The following is an 18,622-nucleotide window of genomic DNA, read 5'->3' on the forward strand; positions in this document are numbered from 1 at the left end:
AACATGATTCTGATAAAATTAGGCGGATCAATTATTACAAATAAAGAAAAGCCGTTATCAGCAAGGAAAAAAACAATAGATAATTTATCAAAAAGTTTGAAAAAAATTAAAGAACCAATCATAATTGTTCACGGAGGCGGTTCATATGGACATTATTGGTCTGTAAAATATGATATGCATACCAAAGAAAGAAAATACGATATCAGAGGTGTATCAATTATTAAAAATTCAATGATTGAATTAAATAAAATTATTTTAGATTCGTTACTAAAAAATAAATCAAATCCATACTCATTACCTCCAACAGATTTTATGTCAGGCAATAAACCAATTTCAAAGAAGATCAATGAAGTTAAAAAAATAGCAAAATCAGGCTTAATCCCAGTTACATATGGAGATGCATTATGGTTTGGTCAAAATAAAACATACATCCTATCAGGAGATAAAATAATGACACATTTTGCAAAAGTTCTAAAACCAAGATTGTGTATTTTTGCATTAAATGAAGATGGACTTTATTCGGATCTTAAATCAAAAAAAGTAATTTCTGAACTAAAAGGAAGTGTTCCATTAATGTCAGAAAATAAAATGGATGTGACAGGAGGAATGACAAGAAAAGTGGAAGAAGCAATTAAAATTTCTAAAATGGGTATGAATGTATTTTTTGTAAATGGAAAAAAACCAGAAAGAATTGTAGCAGCTGTTAAAAATAGAGAGTTTAAAGGAACCATGTTTAGAGGAAAAAGAAATGTCTGAAGAATTTGTAATATTAGTGGATGAAAACGATAATCCAATTGGGGCAGAAGAAAAAGTAAAATGTCATTTACCAAATGGAAAATTACATAGAGCATTTACCGCATTATTATTTGATAAAGATGGAAGGTTAGTATTAACAAAAAGAGCAAAAGAAAAAATGTTATGGCCAGGAGATTGGGATGGTACATTTGCAAGTCATCCAAGAGAATCAGAAGGATATGTTTCATCAGGTGAAAGAAGGATGCCTGAAGAATTAGGGATTTCTGGAAAATTAGATTATTTTCATAAATTTGAATACCATGTACCATACAAAGATGTAGGATCTGAAAATGAAGTTTGTGGAACTCTAGTTGGGGTGATTGATAAAAATACAAAGTTGAAAGAAATAGAAGGTGAGATTGATGAAATTAAATGGATTTCAGCAAAGGAACTAATTACTGAAATTAAAATAAATCCTCAAATTTATTGTCCATGGATGCTAATTGCATTAGAATTACTTGAAAAATCGGATAAATCTATGCTCAAAAAACATGAGGGTGTCTTATCTGCATGGATGAGCGATGAAATCCATCAAGGGTTACAAGAAGCAATTAAAACCCATATTCCAACAGAAAAATGGAGATTAGTAAATGAAAAAAACTAAACAAATTGAAAATAATGCTAAAATTGTAAACAAATATCTTAATTCAAAATTAAAGGGTAATCCAAAAAAACTCTATGATGCTGCAGGACATCTTATTGTTAATGGTGGAAAAAGACTTAGACCATACATGGTAATTAGAAGTTGTCAAATTTTAGGCGGTAAATCATCAACAGCAATGATTGCTGCAAGTGCAGTAGAAATGGTACACAACTTTACGCTAGTACATGATGACATTATGGATAATGATGAAATGCGTCATGGAGTTCCAACAGTACATAAAAAATTTGGTATGCCAGTTGCAATATTAGCAGGAGATGTATTATTTTCAAAAGCATTTCAAATTATTTCAGAATCAAAATTATCACCTAATGCAAATACACATCTGATATCTAGACTTGCAAAAGCTTGTGTAGATGTTTGTGAAGGTCAATTATTAGATATTAAAATGGCAGATGAAAAAAGGATACCAACCGCAGCAGAATACATTACAATGATAGGTAAAAAAACAGCAGCATTATTTGATGTATCATGCGCAATGGGAGCAATTTGTGCAACAAACAAACCAAAAGATATTTCAAATCTTTCAACATTTGGAAGAAATTTAGGAATTGCATTTCAAATTACAGATGATTTGATAGGAGTTATGGGAGATCCTAAAGTTACAAAGAAACCAGTAGGAAATGATTTAAGAGAAGGCAAAAAATCTCTTCCAATTTTAATGGCAATCAAATTAGCAAAAGGCAATGAGAAAAAAATAATTTTAAAAGCATTTGGCAATTCTAAAATTTCAAAGAAGGATCTGAATAGGGCTGTTGAAGTAATTCGTTCATTAGGTATCGAAGAAAAAGTAAGGAATCAGGCTCTAAAATACGCTGAAAAATCAGAGAAATCACTAACAAAGTACAAAGGAACTGCCAAAGTAGAATTAGTTGCATTATTAGATTTTGTAGTTAAACGAAGTGTATAGTTACAATAGAGAGAGAAATCATGGACGAAGAGATTAAAAAAGAAATTAGAAAAATGACACTTCAAAATGCATTTGAACATGGTGGTGAAACCAGGGATAAAATAATTTTAGGAAAAATTCTTGGAACTAAACCAGAATTTAGAACCAAAGTTAAAGAAATTTCAATTGAAATTTCAGAAATTGTTTCAAATGTTAATCAATTATCAATAGAAGAACAAAAAAAAGAAATTGAAGAAAAATATCCAGAAATTTTAACTCCTAAAGAAAAAATTAAAGAAAGAGAGGGCCTACCAGAATTAAAAAATGCACAACAAGGAAATGTGGTTACAAGATTTCCACCAGAACCAAATGGGTATCCACACATAGGCCATGCAAAAGCAGCTATCATTAATTCAGAATATGCAAAAATGTATGGAGGAAAATTCATTCTAAGAATGGATGATACAAATCCTGAAGCTGAAAGAATGGAATACCATGCTGCAATTAAAGTAGGCTTAGAATGGTTAGGAATTGAGTTCGATGTTGTCAAAAGTACTTCAGATGATATGGAAGTATTTTATGAAAAAGGAATTGAGTTAATTAATTCTGGAAAAGCCTACATTTGTAAATGTAAAAGAGAGGACATTAGTAAAAATAGACGGGAGAGAAAAGCATGCAAATGCAGTAGAGAAGATGTTGATAAAAATATCAGTAATTGGGAAAAAATGGAAACTAAATTTAATCCAGGTGAAGCAATAGTTAGATTTCGAGGAGACATGCAAGCTGATAACGCAGTAATGAGAGACCCAGTTTTATTCAGAATTATTGAAGGAAAACACTACACAGTAGGCGAAAAATATAGGATTTGGCCAAGTTATGATTTTGCAGTAGCAATTGAAGATAGTATTGACGGAATTACGCACGCTTTTCGTTCAAAAGAATTTGAGTTGAGAGAAGAGTTGACTGAAGCAATTTTAGATTCACTAAATATGAGAAAACCACAACAAGGGTTTTTCTCAAGATTGGAATTCAAAGGTATGCCAATTTCAAAAAGAATTATCAAACCACTGATAGAAGAACGTAAAGTTTCATGGTATGACGATCCAAGATTACCAACCTTAGAGGCATTAAAGAAAAGAGGGATCAAACCAGAGGCAATTAGAAAATTTATCATGTCTTTAGGGTTAACCAAAGCAAATACTTTAGCACCTTTTGATTCCCTTGAAGCATTTAACAGAAAATTTGTTGATGAAAGTAGCATTAGATTGTATATGATTACTAGTCCAAGAAAATTATCAGTAAAAAAATTTACAATTACATCTGTTGAAATTTCAAATCATCCAGTAAATGATTTGGGTAAACGTAACATTGAGGTTGACGGAAATTTTTACATTTCTGGAGAAGATGCAGAAAATCTCAAAGAGGGAGAACAGGTTAGACTTTTAGGATTAGGGAATATTTTGATTACAAAGTACGGAGAAGAGCTAGAAGGGGAATATGTTAAAGATGGAGATATTACAAACATTCCAAAGATACAATGGGTTTCACAAAAAACAGGGCATAAAATTAAAATTATTATTCCAAAAATATTGTTTATTGATGAAAAGTTTAACGAAGACAGTCTAGAAGAACTTGATGCTTACTGTGAACCACATTACTTACAATTAAAAGAAGGTGAAGAAATACAATTTATTAGATTTGGATACTGCAGAAAAGATTCACAAAATCAAGCAATTTTTACACATAAGTGATGCAATATGAGAATAGTTAGAGTAACAGACGGGACTAATGAGACATATGGTTTTGTTAAAGACGATAAAATAGCAATTAAAAGTGAAATTACAGAATTAACAGGCGTACCAATTCCCATTAATGTAAAAGATTTCTTGTTTGATGGGTGGTATGAGGAAATTAAGAATAAAACTAATGAATTAGAATATAGAGAAGATATTTCAAAATACAAATTATTAGCACCGATTCCAAATCCAAATAAAATAATCTGCTTAGCATTCAATTATGTGGATCATGCAAAAGAACAAGGATTACAACCACCTGATGATCCAGCATTAGTAATAAAACCTAGAACAGCGTTAAATCATACAAAATCAGACATTGTTTGTCCAGACTTTGTTACTCAACTAGATTATGAAATAGAATTAGCAGTAATTATTAGAAAAGATTGTAAAAATGTCAGTATTGAAAATGCTTCAGAAATGATCTTTGGTTATATGATTTTCAATGATGTTTCAGCAAGAGATATTCAAAATAAAGATAAACAATTTACAAGAGGAAAAGGATTTGATTCGTTTGCACCATGTGGACCATGGATAACAACAGCTGATGAAATACAAAATCCACAAAATCTAAAGATGGTTACGAAAGTCAATGGGGAGATTAGACAAAATTCCTCAACAAGTAATATGTTTATTAAAATTCCAGAAATAATTTCAAAAATTACTAAAGTAATGACATTGCAAAAAGGGGACATAATTTCAACAGGTACGCCTGCAGGCGTAATGCTAAACAAACCAAATGCAGTATACCTAAAAGATGGGGATCAAATTGAAATGGAAATTGAAGGTTTAGGAACACTAAACAATACGATTAAAGTCATTAAATCAAATTAATGTAAAGATTTTTTCATTAAATAAAACGATATTTTGTAGTCTAAAGCATCAAAAAATTCTAATTTTTTATTAGTCAAAATTTGAATTCGTTCATAATTATTTTCAAATGCAAAATTTTGTAGATAAAACAAAACATTAGATAAAGTATCAAATGAGCCTGAAGATAGTGTAACAATTAGCGTATTATCAATATGTTTGTAATTTCCAATTATTGCAGTAGTTTTTTTTCCATTTAGATTAGATTGAATAATTTTATTTTGAGAAGATAGATCAGTCAAAATTTGTTTAGTAGTTTTAATCCATCTCCATGAATCCACATAGAAAGTAAAAATTTCACTACCTACAGATTTTTCAAATTCAATTTTAAAATTTGAATTTTTTTTAGGGTTTAATGAATAATAATTCCATGTTTCAAGAGTATCATAATTTAATGAAGTAGCCATAGAAATTGAATTTTTATTTTCAGTATCTATCAACATGTAAGAAAATAATTTTTGATGTTTTTTCCCAATTGATTCTGCATAAGTTACAAGTTTGGATGCAATCATTTCTCTGCGATGTTTGGGATCTATACGAATACCCTCTATCCATATCTGATTTTCAGAATAAAATGCATGGCATATTCCAACTGGAGATTTTTTTTCAAATAAAAATAAATTTCCTTCATCAATCCAAGAGGACCAAACTTTTTCGATATAATCACCCCAAGAAAATGTATTTTTACAAAATTTTAATACAGAACTTTTATCAGAAATATTTGCTTCTCTAATTTGCATATACGAAAAAATATTAAGAATAATCAAATAAAAAGGCTCATGGGAAAAATAATTGCAGGAAAGACATCAGACATACCTCCTGGAAAAATGATAAAAGTTTCAATAGATGGTAGAGACATCTTAGTAGCAAATATCGATGGCAAATATTTTGCTACAGATGATTCATGTACTCATTCAGGTTCTAGTTTATCAGAAGGAAAATTAGACGGATGTGTAATTACGTGTGGATGGCATGCAGCAGAATTTGATTGTAAAGATGGTAAATTTTTAAAATTTCCAATGAAATTAAGAGATTTGACATCATATAGTGTAGTAGTCGAATCTGATAGTGTATTTGTAGAGCTATAACTATATGTGCTAATTTTTAAGAAAATATGTTAAAGATGGCAGACGAAACTCAAAATAAACAGGCAATGAAAGAGGCTATCGATACATTAAACCTAATAATTTCAACAAATTCAACTCCAAAAACAATAAAGAAGTCAATTACTGATCTTGTTACAGATTTAGTTAAAGAAGAATATTCATTATCAGTTAGAGCTGCAAATACAATCAGTCTATTAGATGATGTTACACAAGATCCAAACATGCCATCGTATGTAAGGACTCAATTATGGCAAGCCGTATCAAAATTAGAAAGCATAAGAGAATAAATTCTTGTTTGAATCAGTATAGTTATTGAAGTTTGAAGAATATTTAGACACACTTCCAAAAAATGTTCTTAGTGGAGAAGATGTTCAATTACCTGAAAAAACATTCAGAGAAATTTTCAAATTTGCTGCACTGGGAAAAGAAGATACATTTTACCACCTAGGTTGTCATGATGAAAAAGGAATAGAAATAGCAAATAAAGAATTCAATGTTAAAAAAGCAATAGGTATCGACAATAATCCTGAAAAAATCAAAAATGGAAAAAATAACATTAATGAAAAAAAGATTGATGTAGAATTAATTTATCAAAACATACAAGAAACAGATTTGTCAGATGCAACTGTAATATTATTTTGGTTTACAGATGAAGAAATAATTAATGAGATGACCCAAAAATTTAAAGAATTAAAACCAGAAACAAAAATAATTACAATCTGGGGACCACTACCAAATTATCTTCCTGACAAAGTAAATTTTCCATATATAATAAATAAAATACCATTTGAAAAAGCAAAAAATTTGCAGGAGCAATTATTAGCAGTTTTTGGAGTTAAGTGTATAGATTTTGTAACAGCATGGGAATTTGCAGAAAGATACACTAAATCCATGTCAGGTTCAGAAATAAAAAACGATAGATTTCTTACAATTCTTCAAACACTGATTATTTGGATTAATGCTAAAGAGTTAGGTGTAACATGTACTGAAGAAATACCAGAATCAATTAGAACGTATATTGGAATAATGAAAATGCATTTTGATATTGATTTTGAGTATTTACTAAAATAATGAGTGTAAGCCTTTTATTTTGTATGTCCATGAAAAAATTATGGAAAGCAGACTAAACATCAATGTATCTGCAATAGATTACGACAAAACAAGTAAAGCATTAACACAACAACTTAGATTTTTAGAAGAAATGGTTCACGGGGAAGATGACTTTGTTATGACAGATTCAGAATTTGCATTTGGATGGCATTTTTTTGTACTTAGTGTGAATAGGACATTGATTCAAAAATTGGAATCAATGATGGGTGATGACTTTGGAAAATTGAAAGGTAAAACAACAGATAAAAAATTTCTTACATGGCTAACAAATAAAGTTGAAAAGAAATCACCTAGATTCAAAGTTGCCATTAAAGAAGAGATGGAATCAAGTAAGTTCGGAATATTTTAAAATAAACAGAGGGCCCTCGAGGGGAATCGAACTCCTGTCCGAGGATCCACAATCCTCTATACTAACCACTGTACTACGAGGGCCACAAAAAAATTAATTTTTTCATCCTGTAATAATCTTTAAGATTGAATGAAGGTAAGAACAATCAAGAATTAATAAAAAATTAGGCTCAAATTGGAATAAAATATTATTTGTGAATAAGAAATAACGATCGCTTTAAATTTGAAGAATCTGGGTATTTTTCACCATGAGACGAGGATTCATCACTAACAGGTTACGTTCAGGAAAAAAATCATTAGCAATGCCTATAGAAAAAAAAATTGAAAAAATCCAAGGTAATGGATTCACATGGATAGATTTACAAAATCCAGATAGAGATGATGTTGAAAAATTAGCTCCAAATTACAACTTTAATGAATTAAACATCGAAGATTGTATGACAAAATTTGAACTTCCAAAACTTGATAGTTATGATGATCATTTCTTTGTAATTTTACAATTTCCACCACTTGCACGAAAAATTGGAATTTCAAAAAATAGTCAATTATCCATATTTGTTGGAAAAGATTTTCTAGTAACTGTACATCAAGGAGATCTCAAACCATTAGTACAATTAGTACAAACATGTGTTTTAGATTCTGATAAAGAATTAAAAAATAGATTAGTAGGTGAGTCATCTGGAGATTTACTTCATGAAATTATAGATGCTTTAGTAGATGATCTTTTACACACATCAAGAAAAATTATTGCAAATTTAGATGAAATGGAGGATAATGTGTTTGATGAATCAAAACCAGTTGCCAGAAGTATTGCTTTACTTAGAAGGGAAATTAACAGATTAAGAAGAATATCAGTACCGCTAAAGAGATTTGTATTAGAAATTGCAAAAAATGTTAAAAGATTTTCAGATAATTCAGATGACGAGCTTGGCCTATATTTTGATGATGTAATTGATCACATTGACAAAGTAATTGAAACATTAGAGGAATCAAGGGAAACAATGGAAATTTACAAAGATACAGACTTTGTATTAAGTAATGAAAAAACAAACAAAGTTTTAGCTGTCTTAACAATGATTTTCACATTAGCCATTCCATCAACAGTGATTGGAACATTTTATGGAATGAATGTGAATCTACCAGGAGGAATAGGAGAAAATGCAATGATTTTAGGGCCATTTACTACGTTCATAGTCGTAATTCTTGCATCTGCAATACCTGCAATCTTGATGTTCATTTATTTCAAAAAATTAGGTTGGATTAGTAGTTAGTAAAACAAATTCTAAATTTTTTCATGAAGATTTATTTCAATTTTTGTTAAGGAACGACTCAAATTATCAGGAATTAGAATTAATAATCCAGAGTTTCCAGATATATTTTCACAAATTCCACTAAAACTGGTATAACTTTTTCCAAAACAACTATCATTTGTATAAAAATTAAATTTTTTAGATTTTAAATAATTGTCAAATTGTTTTTTGGAGTCAACAAAATATACATCAAACCAAGTATTTCGATCATCAATAGAAATAGAATATTCGTAAGATGTAATTTTTTTATCAGAACAAATTGGAATGAATTGAGCATAGTAATTTGATTCAACTGAGTTAACAGTTTTAACATTAGGTATAATTGAAACATAAGTGTCAGTATTAAGTTCAGAACCTTGAATTAATTCAATTTGAGTTCTAACTGAATCAATTGCATAACGATATGTCATAGGTTTCCAACTTGAATTACAATCACTGAATTGATGTTTTAATTCAACATAACCTCGATTATCTTGAAATTGCAAATTGTTAAAATTATAATTATCAAAATTAGAAACATTAGAAAAATCAGTAGAGTAAACATGATCAGTAGGATTTGGATTAGACCAAACATTTGTTATTTCAAATAAAACATTTGCAGGAAAACTATTCCATTCTTCTTGAAAATGTACATAAATTGAATATTTGTTTATTTCTTGATCATAGGGAGAGGTAAATAGTAAATGTCCATAAAATCCATTCAAAAGAAGTACTGCAAATGCAATAGCAGGCAAAATAAGAAATATTTTCCTCATGTTATTTTATTAAATTAAGATAATTTTACAGTAATGATACAAATCAAAAAGCAGAAGTTTAATGTATCATAATAAAATGAAATTATGATATATTGTTTTTATGAGGAAAATATAGACATATCTTATAAAAGCCCGTAGATGATTTTAGTAAAAACATGGTTAAAGTAAAAGTTAGAACAGGTAGAGGTACCGGAACTATAGAAGTTGATGTAGGCGATCTCAAATTCTCAGGTGAAGAATTTAAAAAAATTCAAGCTGAAAGAAAGAAAGCTGCAGGTAACAGAACAGTCTCAACAGGTAGAGGTACTGGTAGAAGAAAACTTTCAGACACCCCAGAGCCAAAAGAAAGACCTTCAACAAAAGGTAGTACAAGAAGTACTAGCAGAGGAACTGGTTCAAGAAAAGGTACAACATAAACTCCTTTTTGGATTTTATTTTTCTTATATTTTTCTATTATTGATCAGATTTTAGCATCTGGATTTTTTTGTTTTAATTTTTCCCAATCTGCAAGGAAGTTATCTAAACCAATTTTTGTCAAAGGATGTTGAAGCATTTTATCTAAGACACCTGGAGGTAACGTAACAACATCTGCACCAATTTTTGCTGCATCAATTACATGTAATGGATGACGAACACTGGCAACAAGAATTTGTGTTTCAAAAGTATAATTTGAAAAAATTTCTTTAATTTCTTTAATCAAATTCATTCCGTCTTGACCTATATCGTCTAATCTTCCAATAAATGGACTAACATATTTTGCACCAGATTTTGCTGCAAGTAAAGCCTGATTTGCAGAAAATATCAAAGTGACATTTACAGGAATTCCCTGTGATGAAAAAGATTTACATGCTTTTAGTCCATCAGGAGTCATTGGAACTTTAACAACAACATTATCACCATATTCACGAAGACGTTTACCTTCTTCAAGCATTCCAGAATAATCAGTACTAACAACTTCTAAACTAACATCGCCTTGAATAATTTTTGTAATTTCTTCCATTGCGTCTTTAGGGTTACCACCTTCTTTTGACATTAAAGAAGGATTAGTTGTAATTCCGTCTAACAAACCCATATCATTGAATTTTTTTATGGATTCCAAATTAGCAGTATCAAGAAAAATTTTCATATTTTTTTACTCCTTAATTCTTTAGCTTGTTTTGCCATATTAAAAGATGTAATCCCATGCTTTTCTAAAAGTAATGGAATTTCAGCATCACGTGCAGATTCACCAAACATGTCCTGGGCTCCAATTCTTTTAATTGGAACAGGATAAGATTCAGAAACAGATTCTGCCACTGCTGAACCCATTCCACCAAGAATATTATGTTCTTCAGTTGTAACTATACATCCAGTTTCTCTTGCGGCCTTTTCCAAAATTTCCCCATCAATAGGCTTGATTGAAAACATATCTAAAACTCGACAAGAAATTCCATCTTCTTGTAACATCTCAGCAGCTTCTAATGCCATTCTAACAGTTATTCCACATGCAGCAATTGTACAATCAGAACCATCTCTAACAGTTATTCCTTTACCAATTTTGAATTCTTGTGATTCTGAATGAACTAAAGGGGTTTTTGATCTTGCCATTCTCATGTAAAATGGTCCATATTCAGATGCCATCAAATTAGTTAATTTTGAAACAGCAATTGTATCAGCAGGAATAAAAACACGAAAGTTTGGAATAACCCTCATTATTGCAATGTCTTCAATTTGTTGATGTGACCCTCCATCAGGTCCAACAGACAAACCCCCATGTGATGTAACCAATTTTACATTAAGTCCTTTTTTTCCTGGAGGTGAAGGATATGCAATGTTATTTCTAATTTGATCAACAGCCCTTCCAGGTAAAAAAATTGCATAAGTACTTGCAAAAGAAACTTTTCCAGATACAGCCAATCCTGCGGACATTGTAACTAAATTTGCTTCAGCAATACCAACATTGAAAAATCTATCAGGAAATTGTTTTCCAAATCCAGAAGTTTTTAATGAATCAGTTGTATCAGCTCCTAAAACAACAACATTTGAATTTTCATGTCCAACTTGAATTAATGACTTTGAGTATTCTGAACGCATGTCAGTCATTATGGGGTCATTCATAGATACCCTACCTCCTTTGCAATTTTTTTAATTTCTTCTTGTTTTGCACCAATAACATGCAATCCAATCCACTTGTTCACTAAATCTGAACCACCCAATTGATTTGCTTGATCAAGTAACATTCGTCGCCTTGATTTTAAAACTGCATTTCTAAAATCTTTGATTGCAGCTCTAACATCTTGTTGTCCAATAATTGCACCGCCACCGACAAAAGCACGTGCACCATCTGCAAATACAGAGCCTATATTTTCAATATTTACACCTCCATCAGCCTCGATGCAGCCTGAAAAATTGTGTTCACTAAGAATAGAGTTCAATCTAGCCATTTTGGAATGAGTTTCTTCAATGTATTTTTGACCAGATTTTCCAGGAACAACAGACATGACAATTAGTTGATCCAATGTTGACAAAAATTTGTAAGACCATTCAGGTAATTCAGTATCGGGGTTTATAGCAAAACCAACACCAACTTGATTTTGTTTTAAAGTATCATGAATCTCTCCAAAACTAGACTCATCAGTTACTTCGGCATGGACTGTGACTATATCACTACCAGCATCTATGTAATCCCTCACATGTTTTACAGGATCATTTATCATAAGGTGTGTATCAAATGGAATTACAGTTAATGGTCGAAGTTCTTTAATTTTATTATGATCAAAAGTTTTTGTCGGAACAAATTGACCGTCCATGACATCAAGATGAATTAAATCAGATCTTCCAGTTACACATCTCTTAACTTCATTTTCTAAATTAGACATATCACCTGCAATAATTGAAGGAGCAATCAAAAATTGAGAATCTAATTCAGAATTAATTATAGGAACAACATCAGAATCCGGGGCTTTACCATGCCATTGTGGATTGTCTTCCATATGTTCCAAAGACTTTCCCTTGATAGTTCTAGAAATAATAATTGTAGGAACTCCTTTAGTTGCATTTGCTTTTGTTATTGCTGCATCAATTTGTTCAACTCTATGTCCATCAATTTCAAGAACATTCCAACCAAATGATCTCCATTTATCACCAGTCTTCCATCGTGATGCATCTTTCCACATTTCTGTAATATCATCACTCTCTAATTTTTCATCTAATGGCATTATTTTTTCAGTGTAAGAGTCCTGTTGAATAAAATTTCTATCAAGAAAAGCAGTTAGATTATCAACTTTGTATTTTGTAGCTGTCATTGCAGCTTCCCAAACTTGGCCTTCATCAGATTCACCATCACCAATTATCGTATAGACATGATGATCTTTAGAATCAATTTTTGCAGCAAGTGCAATTCCAACAGAATAAGATAATCCCGTACCAAGTGAGCCTCCACAAAATTCAACACCAGGACATTTCAAATCGGGATGACCTTGTAATTTACTGCCAAATTTTCGTAAAGTTTCAATTTCAGACTCAGGAAAATATCCAGCTACGGCCATATTAGAAAATAATCCAGGTGCAGCGTGACCTTTTGATAATACTAATCTATCACGATCTTCCCATTGAGGATTTTGAGGGTCAAATTTCAAATGTTTGTTAAATAAACAACCCAAAATTTCAGCCATTGAAAATGAGCCACCTGGATGTCCAGAACCTGCAGTATTAGTTGCCTTTATTACTAATTTACGAGCTCTTAGAATATTTTTTTTAATTTGATAATAATTCAGGCCCATCTGGATCGTTTCTTCACAAATTGAATAAAAATCTACTTCTGCAATATTTTAATTTGATCGCAATTTAATGTAAATATGGAAATTAAAGATGAAATTCCAATTGTACTTTTTGATGATCAATGTTATGTTTGTATAAAATTTGCAACAATTGTAAATTTTTTTTCAAGAGGAAAAATTACAATGGTAGGGCATTATTCTGATTTTGGAGAAAAAATAAGAAAAGAAATTCTAGATGATTCAGCATTAGAGATGTTTTGGTTTATCGATGAAAAAATTGCAAGTGGAGGAAGAGCAGCATTATTCCCATTAATCAAAGCAATTTTCTCTACTAAATCAAGAAAAACAAAATTTGTTCAAATGGATAATATTTGCAGTAATGAATGTAAGAGTGCTAAAGCAGTATTTGTTAGATCATTTACATTAATTACAAATAGTAAAAAATTAGCATATAGAAAATCTAAATAATGCTTTAAAAACAGGATGTATAATGAAGATAAAAAGAGACAGTTCTGCAAAAAGAAAAACAGAACTTCTATGTGGATTTGTTTTAGAAGATTCGAATAAAGTTTTAGGATTACCAAAAGTTGATTCTAAGACAACGTCATCAATAAATCAATCATTAAAAGATATGAACGGTAAACTTGGAAAATTAACAATTATTCCAATTCCAGGAAAAAAACAGGCTCAAAGAATCCTTCTTGCAGGTCTTGGAAAAAAAGAAAACATTACAAACGATACAATAAGATTTGTTTCAGGTAAAATTGCACAAACTGCAAGAGAATTAAAATTAAAAGAATTTTCAATCATAGTCCCTCCAACTTTTGTAAATGATTCAGTTTCATCAATTTCCCAAATTGTGGAAGGTGCAAAAATGTCATTATACAAATTTGATAAATTTAAAGCTGAAAAAGTAGATAAATCACCAGACATGACAATCATAGTTTCTAAATCAAGTAAGATTTCAAAAGCAATCAAAATTGCTGAGTCTGTTGCAGATGGTGCAATATTTACAAAAAGTATTGCAAATTTACCTCCAAACGAATGCACACCTACAACATTAGCAAATTTTGCTAAAAATATTTCAAAAAAGAATAAAATGAAATGTACTGTAATTTCGCAACCAGAATTAAAGAAAAAAGGTTTTGGTGGAATTACAGCAGTAGGTAAAGGAAGTAAGAATGAACCAAAATTAATTACAATGGAGCACAACAATGGACCTAAGAATCAAAAACCAATTGTATTAGTTGGAAAAGCAGTTACATTTGATACTGGTGGAATTTCATTAAAACCCGGTCAAAGTATGGATGAAATGAAGTTTGACAAATGTGGAGGATGTACAGTGCTAGGAATAATGAAATCAGTTTCAGAATTAAAATTGCCAATTAATGTAGTGGGAATTATACCTTCAGTAGAAAATATGCCAGGAGGAGAAGCATATAGACCTGGCGACATAATAAAACTATACAATGGAAAAACTGCAGAAATTCTAAATACAGATGCAGAAGGTAGGCTCATTTTAGCAGATGCATTAGCTTATGGTGAAAAACAATATTCACCAAAGGCAATAATTGATTTTGCAACTTTAACAGGTGCATGCATCATAGCTCTTGGAAATAATGTAGCTGCAATTGTTTCAAATAATGAACAATTAACAGAAAAAATTACAACATCATCTAAAACAACAACAGAAGAAATTTGGGAGTTACCACTAACACAAGACTATATGGATATGATAAAATCAGATGTTGCAGATATTAAGAATATTGGAATTGGAAGAGCTGCTGGAACTATAACAGCTGCTGCATTTTTGAAAAGTGCAATTAAAGATACACCATGGGCACATCTAGATATTGCAGGTGTTGCTTGGACTCAAGGAGCAGCAACAAAAGATAAGCCATACAATCCAAAAGGTGCAACAGGATTTGGTGTTAGATTGATTTTAGACTATTTACAGAAATTATAAAATCAGTAGCCTCTACTATTTCTATCAGGAGTTCCAACATTTGGATTTCTCCAACCATGTTTTTCCATCATATGATTTAGTAATCGAATGTCATTATCACATTTTTCTCCACAGACACTACAGTTTGGCATTGAAATCAATTCAATCAGATAACATGGATATTAAAAGATTGATTGAAAAGTAGAAAATGCCAGCACTGTTGCTTCCCAAGAGCTCTCGCATCTTAGTAGCACAACAGCGACATCAGGTTTGACTTCTAAGTTCGGAACGGGATTAGGTCGCACCCTGACGCTATGGCCGGCTTGAAAATTATTCCATAATTCTAATGTATTAAGGTAACGACAGATTTGAAATCAACTCAAAATAGGTATAAAGCAAAGAAAATATCGAATTACAACTATGACACATAGAGTTGCAGTATTGGATCAAGATCTATGTCAGCCACAAAAATGTGGCCTAGAATGTATAAAATATTGCCCAGTTAACAAATCAGGCGCAGAATGTGTAACGATTCATGAAGAATCAAAAAAGGCGCAAATTGATGAGGATATTTGTAATGGTTGCGGAATATGTGTTAAAGTATGCCCGTTTGATGCAATAACAATTGTGAATTTAGCAAGCGAATTAGCTACCGATAAAATTCATCAATATGGAACAAATTCTTTTAGATTATACAAATTACCTACTCCAAGAAAAGGAGAAGTTGTCGGGTTATTAGGCAGAAATGGAATGGGAAAAAGTACAGTTGTCAATATACTTTCAGGAAAACTAAAACCAAATCTTGGAAGGTATGAAAATCCACCAGAGTGGGATGAAATTTTTAAACATTATAGTGGAACAGAATTAAAACAACATTTTCAAAAAATTGAACAAAATCAAATTCGCGCATCAATTAAACCACAGCAAATTCATCATCTTGCAGAAGCATTTGACGGTACAGGAAATGAATTACTTGACAAATATGATGAAAGAGGAGTTTCTAGAGAATTAGTAAGAGAATTAGGATTGCAAAATTCAATGGAACAAAGTTTGAAAGAACTTAGTGGAGGGGAATTACAAAGAATTGCAGTAGCTGCTGCGGCATCAAAAGATACAGAATTTTACTTTTTTGATGAACCATCATCATACAACGATGTATTTCAAAGAACAGGTGTTGCAAGAGTAATTCAAGGATTAGCTAAAATTGGAAAAAGCGTAATGGTTGTAGAACATGATTTAACATTATTAGATTTCCTCAGTGACTATATCGAAGTATTATACGGTGAACCAGCAGCTTATGGAATTGTTTCAAATATTTTATCAACCAAAATAGGAATCAATGTTTTTCTTGACGGATATCTTCCAAATGAAAATGTTAGATTTAGGGAGAAAAAATTCTCCATGGATGTATCATCGTCTTCAACAGATATTTTTCAAGAAGATACAGAAATAGTAAATTATCCAAAATTAGAAAAGAAATTTGATTCGTTTTCAGTATCCATTGAGCCTGGAAGAGTAAGAAAAGGAGAAGTTTTGGGAATTATGGGGGCAAATGCTCTTGGAAAAACAACAATGATGAAAATGATTGCAGGTGTTCAAAAACCAGATGTAGGTTCTGTTGATAAAAAGATCAAAATTGCATACAAACCACAATATCTACAAAATGATATTGATGTTGAAGTGATTGCACTTTTAGAAAAAGCAAATGGAGGACCAATTGAGGGAAGTCAAGAAGAGGAACAAATTCTAGATCCTTTAAAAATTAAAAAATTATACAACAAATCAGTTAAAAATCTCTCAGGAGGAGAACTTCAAAAAATTGCTGTGGCATCATGTCTAATTCAAAAAGTAGATTTGTATGCATTAGATGAACCTTCAGCATTTTTAGATGTAGAAGATCGAATTGCAGTTGCAAAATTTTTGCAGAAATTTGTTCGTTCATTTGGAAAATCAGCAATAATTATTGATCACGATTTACAATTAATGGATTTGATGTCAGATTCTATGATAATTTTTGAAGGTGAATCAGGAAAAGCAGGAACTGCAACATCACCACTTCCAAAATCAGAAGCAATGAATAGATTCCTAAAATCATTAGACATGTCATTTCGAAGAGATGAAAAAAGTTTGAGACCAAGAGTAAATAAAATAGAAAGTAGATTAGACAAAGATCAAAAGGCATCAGGAAACTTTTACTACAAACATTGACTCGAATGCTAAAAAAATCACTAGAAAGCGTTCTAACATCACAAGAAAGTAATGAATTGATTTCAGCATTTGATCAAATTGGAAATATAATCATTGTTAGAATCCCAGACTCACTATTATCAAAGAAAAAAATTATTGGTGAAACTCTACTAAATGAGGTAAAAATTGTAAAAAGTGTATTTTATCAATCATCGGCAGTAGAGGGAGATTTTCGCACCAGAAATCTAGAAATTTTAGCCGGAGAGGACAATACGGAAACAGAGTACAAAGAATTTGGGTGTAAATTTATTGTGGATGTAGAAAATGCATTTTTCTCGCCTCGATTATCAACAGAAAGAGAAAGAATTGCAAAATTAACTCAGGATGGGGAAGTAATTACAAACATGTTTGCAGGCGTCGGAATGTTTTCTATAATGGCTGCAAAAAAGAAAAAATGTACAGTATATAGTCTAGATTTAAATCCAATTGCATCAAAACTTTGTGAAAGAAATATTGCAATTAACAAACTAGCAGGAGAAGTGATTTCAATTAATGGTAATGCATCAAAAATTATTGAAGAGCAATTAATCGATAAATCAGACAGAACATTGACATTATTACCAGAAAGATCAGATGAATTTTTAGATTCTGCAATCAGTACAACAAAAAATGGCGGTATCATTCATTATTATTCTCACATTCATGCAGATAAAAAATCTGAAGCTGGGAAATTAACAGAGGAACATTATAAAAAAATCACACCAGTAAAATCAGAAATTCTTGGATCAAAAATTGTAAGAGCTGTAGGTCCAAGATATTATCAAACTGTTGTAGATGTTAAAATCACTAAGTAGATGAATCATCAGCTGATGTAATTGTTGCAGATGTAGGTTTTGTTGTTGCCATCACATACCCTATCCATGCAATAATTCCAAGAATACCACCAACAGCCATCAATACAGATAACTGTAAAACAATTGGAGACCATTCAGATAACATTAGTAGATATGCATAAACAAAGAATCCACCAATACACAATACAAAAATTAGAACTCCCATCCCCTTGCGTTTATCCATATCGGAAAATTTTTTCTG

At 31.0% G+C, this 18,622-nt stretch carries 22 protein-coding genes, 1 tRNA gene and 1 rRNA gene; 15 read left to right on the top strand and 9 right to left on the bottom strand.

All coding sequences use genetic code 11. From position 1 onward, the window contains the following. The first annotated feature begins 3 nt into the window (after positions 1 to 3). Genes NMSP_RS06680 through NMSP_RS06700 form a run of 5 tightly spaced genes read left to right on the top strand, consistent with a single transcriptional unit; the run spans position 4 to position 4,972 of the window. On the top strand, positions 4 to 756 hold the full coding sequence (locus NMSP_RS06680; RefSeq protein ID WP_086908034.1) for an isopentenyl phosphate kinase: 753 nt from the start codon (positions 4 to 6) through the stop codon (positions 754 to 756). Then, the gene (gene idi / locus NMSP_RS06685; RefSeq protein ID WP_086908035.1) at positions 749 to 1,399 is read left to right on the top strand and encodes an isopentenyl-diphosphate Delta-isomerase; all 651 of its coding nucleotides are present in this window, start codon (positions 749 to 751) and stop codon (positions 1,397 to 1,399) included. Before NMSP_RS06680 ends, idi begins: the two co-directional genes overlap by 8 nt. Further along, the gene (locus tag NMSP_RS06690) at positions 1,386 to 2,366 is read left to right on the top strand and encodes a polyprenyl synthetase family protein (RefSeq protein ID WP_086908036.1); all 981 of its coding nucleotides are present in this window, start codon (positions 1,386 to 1,388) and stop codon (positions 2,364 to 2,366) included. Before idi ends, NMSP_RS06690 begins: the two co-directional genes overlap by 14 nt. Positions 2,367 to 2,386: 20 nt before the next feature. Continuing rightward, entirely contained in the window at positions 2,387 to 4,096 is a 1,710-nt protein-coding gene (gene gltX / locus NMSP_RS06695) for a glutamate--tRNA ligase (RefSeq protein WP_086908037.1), read from the top strand. A 6-nt stretch (positions 4,097 to 4,102) separates the two neighbouring features. Beyond that, positions 4,103 to 4,972, top strand: coding sequence for a fumarylacetoacetate hydrolase family protein (locus tag NMSP_RS06700; protein ID WP_086908038.1), 870 nt, complete (start codon positions 4,103 to 4,105; stop codon positions 4,970 to 4,972). Here the strand turns inward: NMSP_RS06700 and NMSP_RS06705 are convergent. Next, positions 4,969 to 5,748 carry a GNAT family N-acetyltransferase gene (locus NMSP_RS06705; protein WP_086908039.1) on the bottom strand — a complete coding sequence of 260 codons (780 nt, stop codon included), beginning with the start codon at positions 5,746 to 5,748 and terminating at the stop codon, positions 4,969 to 4,971. The genes NMSP_RS06700 and NMSP_RS06705 overlap by 4 nt on opposite strands. A gap of 39 nt (positions 5,749 to 5,787) precedes the next feature. Here NMSP_RS06705 and NMSP_RS06710 point away from each other — a divergent pair, with 39 nt between their 5' ends. From NMSP_RS06710 to NMSP_RS06725, 4 genes are read left to right on the top strand one after another with little or no spacing between them, the layout of a single operon-like run. Continuing rightward, positions 5,788 to 6,096, top strand: coding sequence for a Rieske (2Fe-2S) protein (locus NMSP_RS06710; protein WP_086908040.1), 309 nt, complete (start codon positions 5,788 to 5,790; stop codon positions 6,094 to 6,096). A gap of 35 nt (positions 6,097 to 6,131) precedes the next feature. Then, positions 6,132 to 6,401: a stationary phase-response protein gene (locus NMSP_RS06715; RefSeq protein ID WP_086908041.1), complete on the top strand. Its 270-nt coding sequence runs from the start codon at positions 6,132 to 6,134 to the stop codon at positions 6,399 to 6,401. A 25-nt stretch (positions 6,402 to 6,426) separates the two neighbouring features. Further along, positions 6,427 to 7,185 (top strand): SAM-dependent methyltransferase, encoded by a 759-nt coding sequence (locus NMSP_RS06720; RefSeq protein WP_086908042.1) that lies wholly within the window; start codon positions 6,427 to 6,429, stop codon positions 7,183 to 7,185. Between the two features lie 40 nt (positions 7,186 to 7,225). Then, positions 7,226 to 7,573: a hypothetical protein gene (locus tag NMSP_RS06725; protein ID WP_086908043.1), complete on the top strand. Its 348-nt coding sequence runs from the start codon at positions 7,226 to 7,228 to the stop codon at positions 7,571 to 7,573. 11 nt (positions 7,574 to 7,584) lie between these two features. Here the strand turns inward: NMSP_RS06725 and NMSP_RS06730 are convergent. Further along, positions 7,585 to 7,656: transfer RNA gene (locus NMSP_RS06730), tRNA-His, on the bottom strand. Positions 7,657 to 7,820: 164 nt separating this feature from the next. Between NMSP_RS06730 and NMSP_RS06735 the strand changes: the two genes are divergently transcribed. Beyond that, positions 7,821 to 8,843, top strand: a complete 1,023-nt coding sequence (locus NMSP_RS06735) for a magnesium transporter CorA family protein (RefSeq protein WP_086908044.1) — start codon at positions 7,821 to 7,823, stop codon at positions 8,841 to 8,843. Positions 8,844 to 8,854: 11 nt separating this feature from the next. On the opposite strand, the gene NMSP_RS06740 is transcribed toward NMSP_RS06735, so the two are convergent. Further along, the gene (locus NMSP_RS06740; protein ID WP_225971267.1) at positions 8,855 to 9,616 is read right to left on the bottom strand and encodes a hypothetical protein; all 762 of its coding nucleotides are present in this window, start codon (positions 9,614 to 9,616) and stop codon (positions 8,855 to 8,857) included. Positions 9,617 to 9,792: 176 nt separating this feature from the next. Here NMSP_RS06740 and NMSP_RS06745 point away from each other — a divergent pair, with 176 nt between their 5' ends. Beyond that, complete coding sequence (locus NMSP_RS06745) at positions 9,793 to 10,053, top strand: hypothetical protein (protein WP_086908046.1); 261 nt, start codon at positions 9,793 to 9,795, stop codon at positions 10,051 to 10,053. A 44-nt stretch (positions 10,054 to 10,097) separates the two neighbouring features. Here NMSP_RS06745 and fsa read toward each other — a convergent pair whose 3' ends face one another. The 3 genes from fsa to NMSP_RS06760 are packed head-to-tail and all read right to left on the bottom strand — an operon-like array spanning position 10,098 to position 13,398. Next, positions 10,098 to 10,763 carry a fructose-6-phosphate aldolase gene (fsa, locus tag NMSP_RS06750; protein WP_086908047.1) on the bottom strand — a complete coding sequence of 222 codons (666 nt, stop codon included), beginning with the start codon at positions 10,761 to 10,763 and terminating at the stop codon, positions 10,098 to 10,100. Then, positions 10,760 to 11,734, bottom strand: a complete 975-nt coding sequence (locus NMSP_RS06755) for a transketolase family protein (protein WP_086908048.1) — start codon at positions 11,732 to 11,734, stop codon at positions 10,760 to 10,762. Before NMSP_RS06755 ends, fsa begins: the two co-directional genes overlap by 4 nt. Next, positions 11,731 to 13,398: a ribulose-phosphate 3-epimerase gene (locus tag NMSP_RS06760; protein WP_086908049.1), complete on the bottom strand. Its 1,668-nt coding sequence runs from the start codon at positions 13,396 to 13,398 to the stop codon at positions 11,731 to 11,733. The genes NMSP_RS06755 and NMSP_RS06760 overlap by 4 nt, the downstream gene beginning before the upstream one ends. 75 nt (positions 13,399 to 13,473) lie before the next feature. Between NMSP_RS06760 and NMSP_RS06765 the strand changes: the two genes are divergently transcribed. Then, positions 13,474 to 13,863, top strand: coding sequence for a hypothetical protein (locus NMSP_RS06765; protein WP_086908050.1), 390 nt, complete (start codon positions 13,474 to 13,476; stop codon positions 13,861 to 13,863). A gap of 22 nt (positions 13,864 to 13,885) precedes the next feature. After that, positions 13,886 to 15,361, top strand: a complete 1,476-nt coding sequence (locus tag NMSP_RS06770; protein WP_086908051.1) for a leucyl aminopeptidase — start codon at positions 13,886 to 13,888, stop codon at positions 15,359 to 15,361. A 2-nt stretch (positions 15,362 to 15,363) separates the two neighbouring features. Here the strand turns inward: NMSP_RS06770 and NMSP_RS08720 are convergent, their stop codons facing one another. Continuing rightward, positions 15,364 to 15,492: a hypothetical protein gene (locus tag NMSP_RS08720; RefSeq protein WP_264080391.1), complete on the bottom strand. Its 129-nt coding sequence runs from the start codon at positions 15,490 to 15,492 to the stop codon at positions 15,364 to 15,366. A 54-nt stretch (positions 15,493 to 15,546) separates the two neighbouring features. After that, positions 15,547 to 15,666, bottom strand: a 5S ribosomal RNA gene (gene rrf / locus NMSP_RS06775). Positions 15,667 to 15,760: 94 nt separating this feature from the next. On the opposite strand from rrf, the gene NMSP_RS06780 reads away from it, so the two are divergent. Next, positions 15,761 to 17,548, top strand: a complete 1,788-nt coding sequence (locus tag NMSP_RS06780; RefSeq protein ID WP_086908052.1) for a ribosome biogenesis/translation initiation ATPase RLI — start codon at positions 15,761 to 15,763, stop codon at positions 17,546 to 17,548. Positions 17,549 to 17,553: 5 nt separating this feature from the next. After that, on the top strand, positions 17,554 to 18,381 hold the full coding sequence (locus NMSP_RS06785; protein WP_086908416.1) for a class I SAM-dependent methyltransferase: 828 nt from the start codon (positions 17,554 to 17,556) through the stop codon (positions 18,379 to 18,381). On the opposite strand, the gene NMSP_RS06790 is transcribed toward NMSP_RS06785, so the two are convergent. Continuing rightward, positions 18,374 to 18,604, bottom strand: a complete 231-nt coding sequence (locus tag NMSP_RS06790) for a transcriptional regulator (protein ID WP_086908053.1) — start codon at positions 18,602 to 18,604, stop codon at positions 18,374 to 18,376. The genes NMSP_RS06785 and NMSP_RS06790 overlap by 8 nt on opposite strands. Positions 18,605 to 18,622 lie beyond the last annotated feature (18 nt).

This window comes from Candidatus Nitrosomarinus catalina (assembly GCF_002156965.1).
Classification (GTDB): Archaea; Thermoproteota; Nitrososphaeria; order Nitrososphaerales; family Nitrosopumilaceae; genus Nitrosopumilus; species Nitrosopumilus catalinensis.

Coding starts and splice junctions, on each gene's coding strand:
- NMSP_RS06680 (WP_086908034.1), top strand. CDS start 4: ATGATTCTGATAAAATTAGGCGGATCAATTATTACAAATAAAGAAAAG.
- idi (WP_086908035.1), top strand. CDS start 749: ATGTCTGAAGAATTTGTAATATTAGTGGATGAAAACGATAATCCAATT.
- NMSP_RS06690 (WP_086908036.1), top strand. CDS start 1,386: ATGAAAAAAACTAAACAAATTGAAAATAATGCTAAAATTGTAAACAAA.
- gltX (WP_086908037.1), top strand. CDS start 2,387: ATGGACGAAGAGATTAAAAAAGAAATTAGAAAAATGACACTTCAAAAT.
- NMSP_RS06700 (WP_086908038.1), top strand. CDS start 4,103: ATGAGAATAGTTAGAGTAACAGACGGGACTAATGAGACATATGGTTTT.
- NMSP_RS06705 (WP_086908039.1), bottom strand. CDS start 5,748: ATGCAAATTAGAGAAGCAAATATTTCTGATAAAAGTTCTGTATTAAAA.
- NMSP_RS06710 (WP_086908040.1), top strand. CDS start 5,788: ATGGGAAAAATAATTGCAGGAAAGACATCAGACATACCTCCTGGAAAA.
- NMSP_RS06715 (WP_086908041.1), top strand. CDS start 6,132: ATGGCAGACGAAACTCAAAATAAACAGGCAATGAAAGAGGCTATCGAT.
- NMSP_RS06725 (WP_086908043.1), top strand. CDS start 7,226: ATGGAAAGCAGACTAAACATCAATGTATCTGCAATAGATTACGACAAA.
- NMSP_RS06735 (WP_086908044.1), top strand. CDS start 7,821: ATGAGACGAGGATTCATCACTAACAGGTTACGTTCAGGAAAAAAATCA.
- NMSP_RS06745 (WP_086908046.1), top strand. CDS start 9,793: ATGGTTAAAGTAAAAGTTAGAACAGGTAGAGGTACCGGAACTATAGAA.
- fsa (WP_086908047.1), bottom strand. CDS start 10,763: ATGAAAATTTTTCTTGATACTGCTAATTTGGAATCCATAAAAAAATTC.
- NMSP_RS06755 (WP_086908048.1), bottom strand. CDS start 11,734: ATGAATGACCCCATAATGACTGACATGCGTTCAGAATACTCAAAGTCA.
- NMSP_RS06760 (WP_086908049.1), bottom strand. CDS start 13,398: ATGGGCCTGAATTATTATCAAATTAAAAAAAATATTCTAAGAGCTCGT.
- NMSP_RS06765 (WP_086908050.1), top strand. CDS start 13,474: ATGGAAATTAAAGATGAAATTCCAATTGTACTTTTTGATGATCAATGT.
- NMSP_RS06770 (WP_086908051.1), top strand. CDS start 13,886: ATGAAGATAAAAAGAGACAGTTCTGCAAAAAGAAAAACAGAACTTCTA.
- NMSP_RS08720 (WP_264080391.1), bottom strand. CDS start 15,492: ATGCCAAACTGTAGTGTCTGTGGAGAAAAATGTGATAATGACATTCGA.
- NMSP_RS06780 (WP_086908052.1), top strand. CDS start 15,761: ATGACACATAGAGTTGCAGTATTGGATCAAGATCTATGTCAGCCACAA.
- NMSP_RS06785 (WP_086908416.1), top strand. CDS start 17,554: ATGCTAAAAAAATCACTAGAAAGCGTTCTAACATCACAAGAAAGTAAT.
- NMSP_RS06790 (WP_086908053.1), bottom strand. CDS start 18,604: ATGGATAAACGCAAGGGGATGGGAGTTCTAATTTTTGTATTGTGTATT.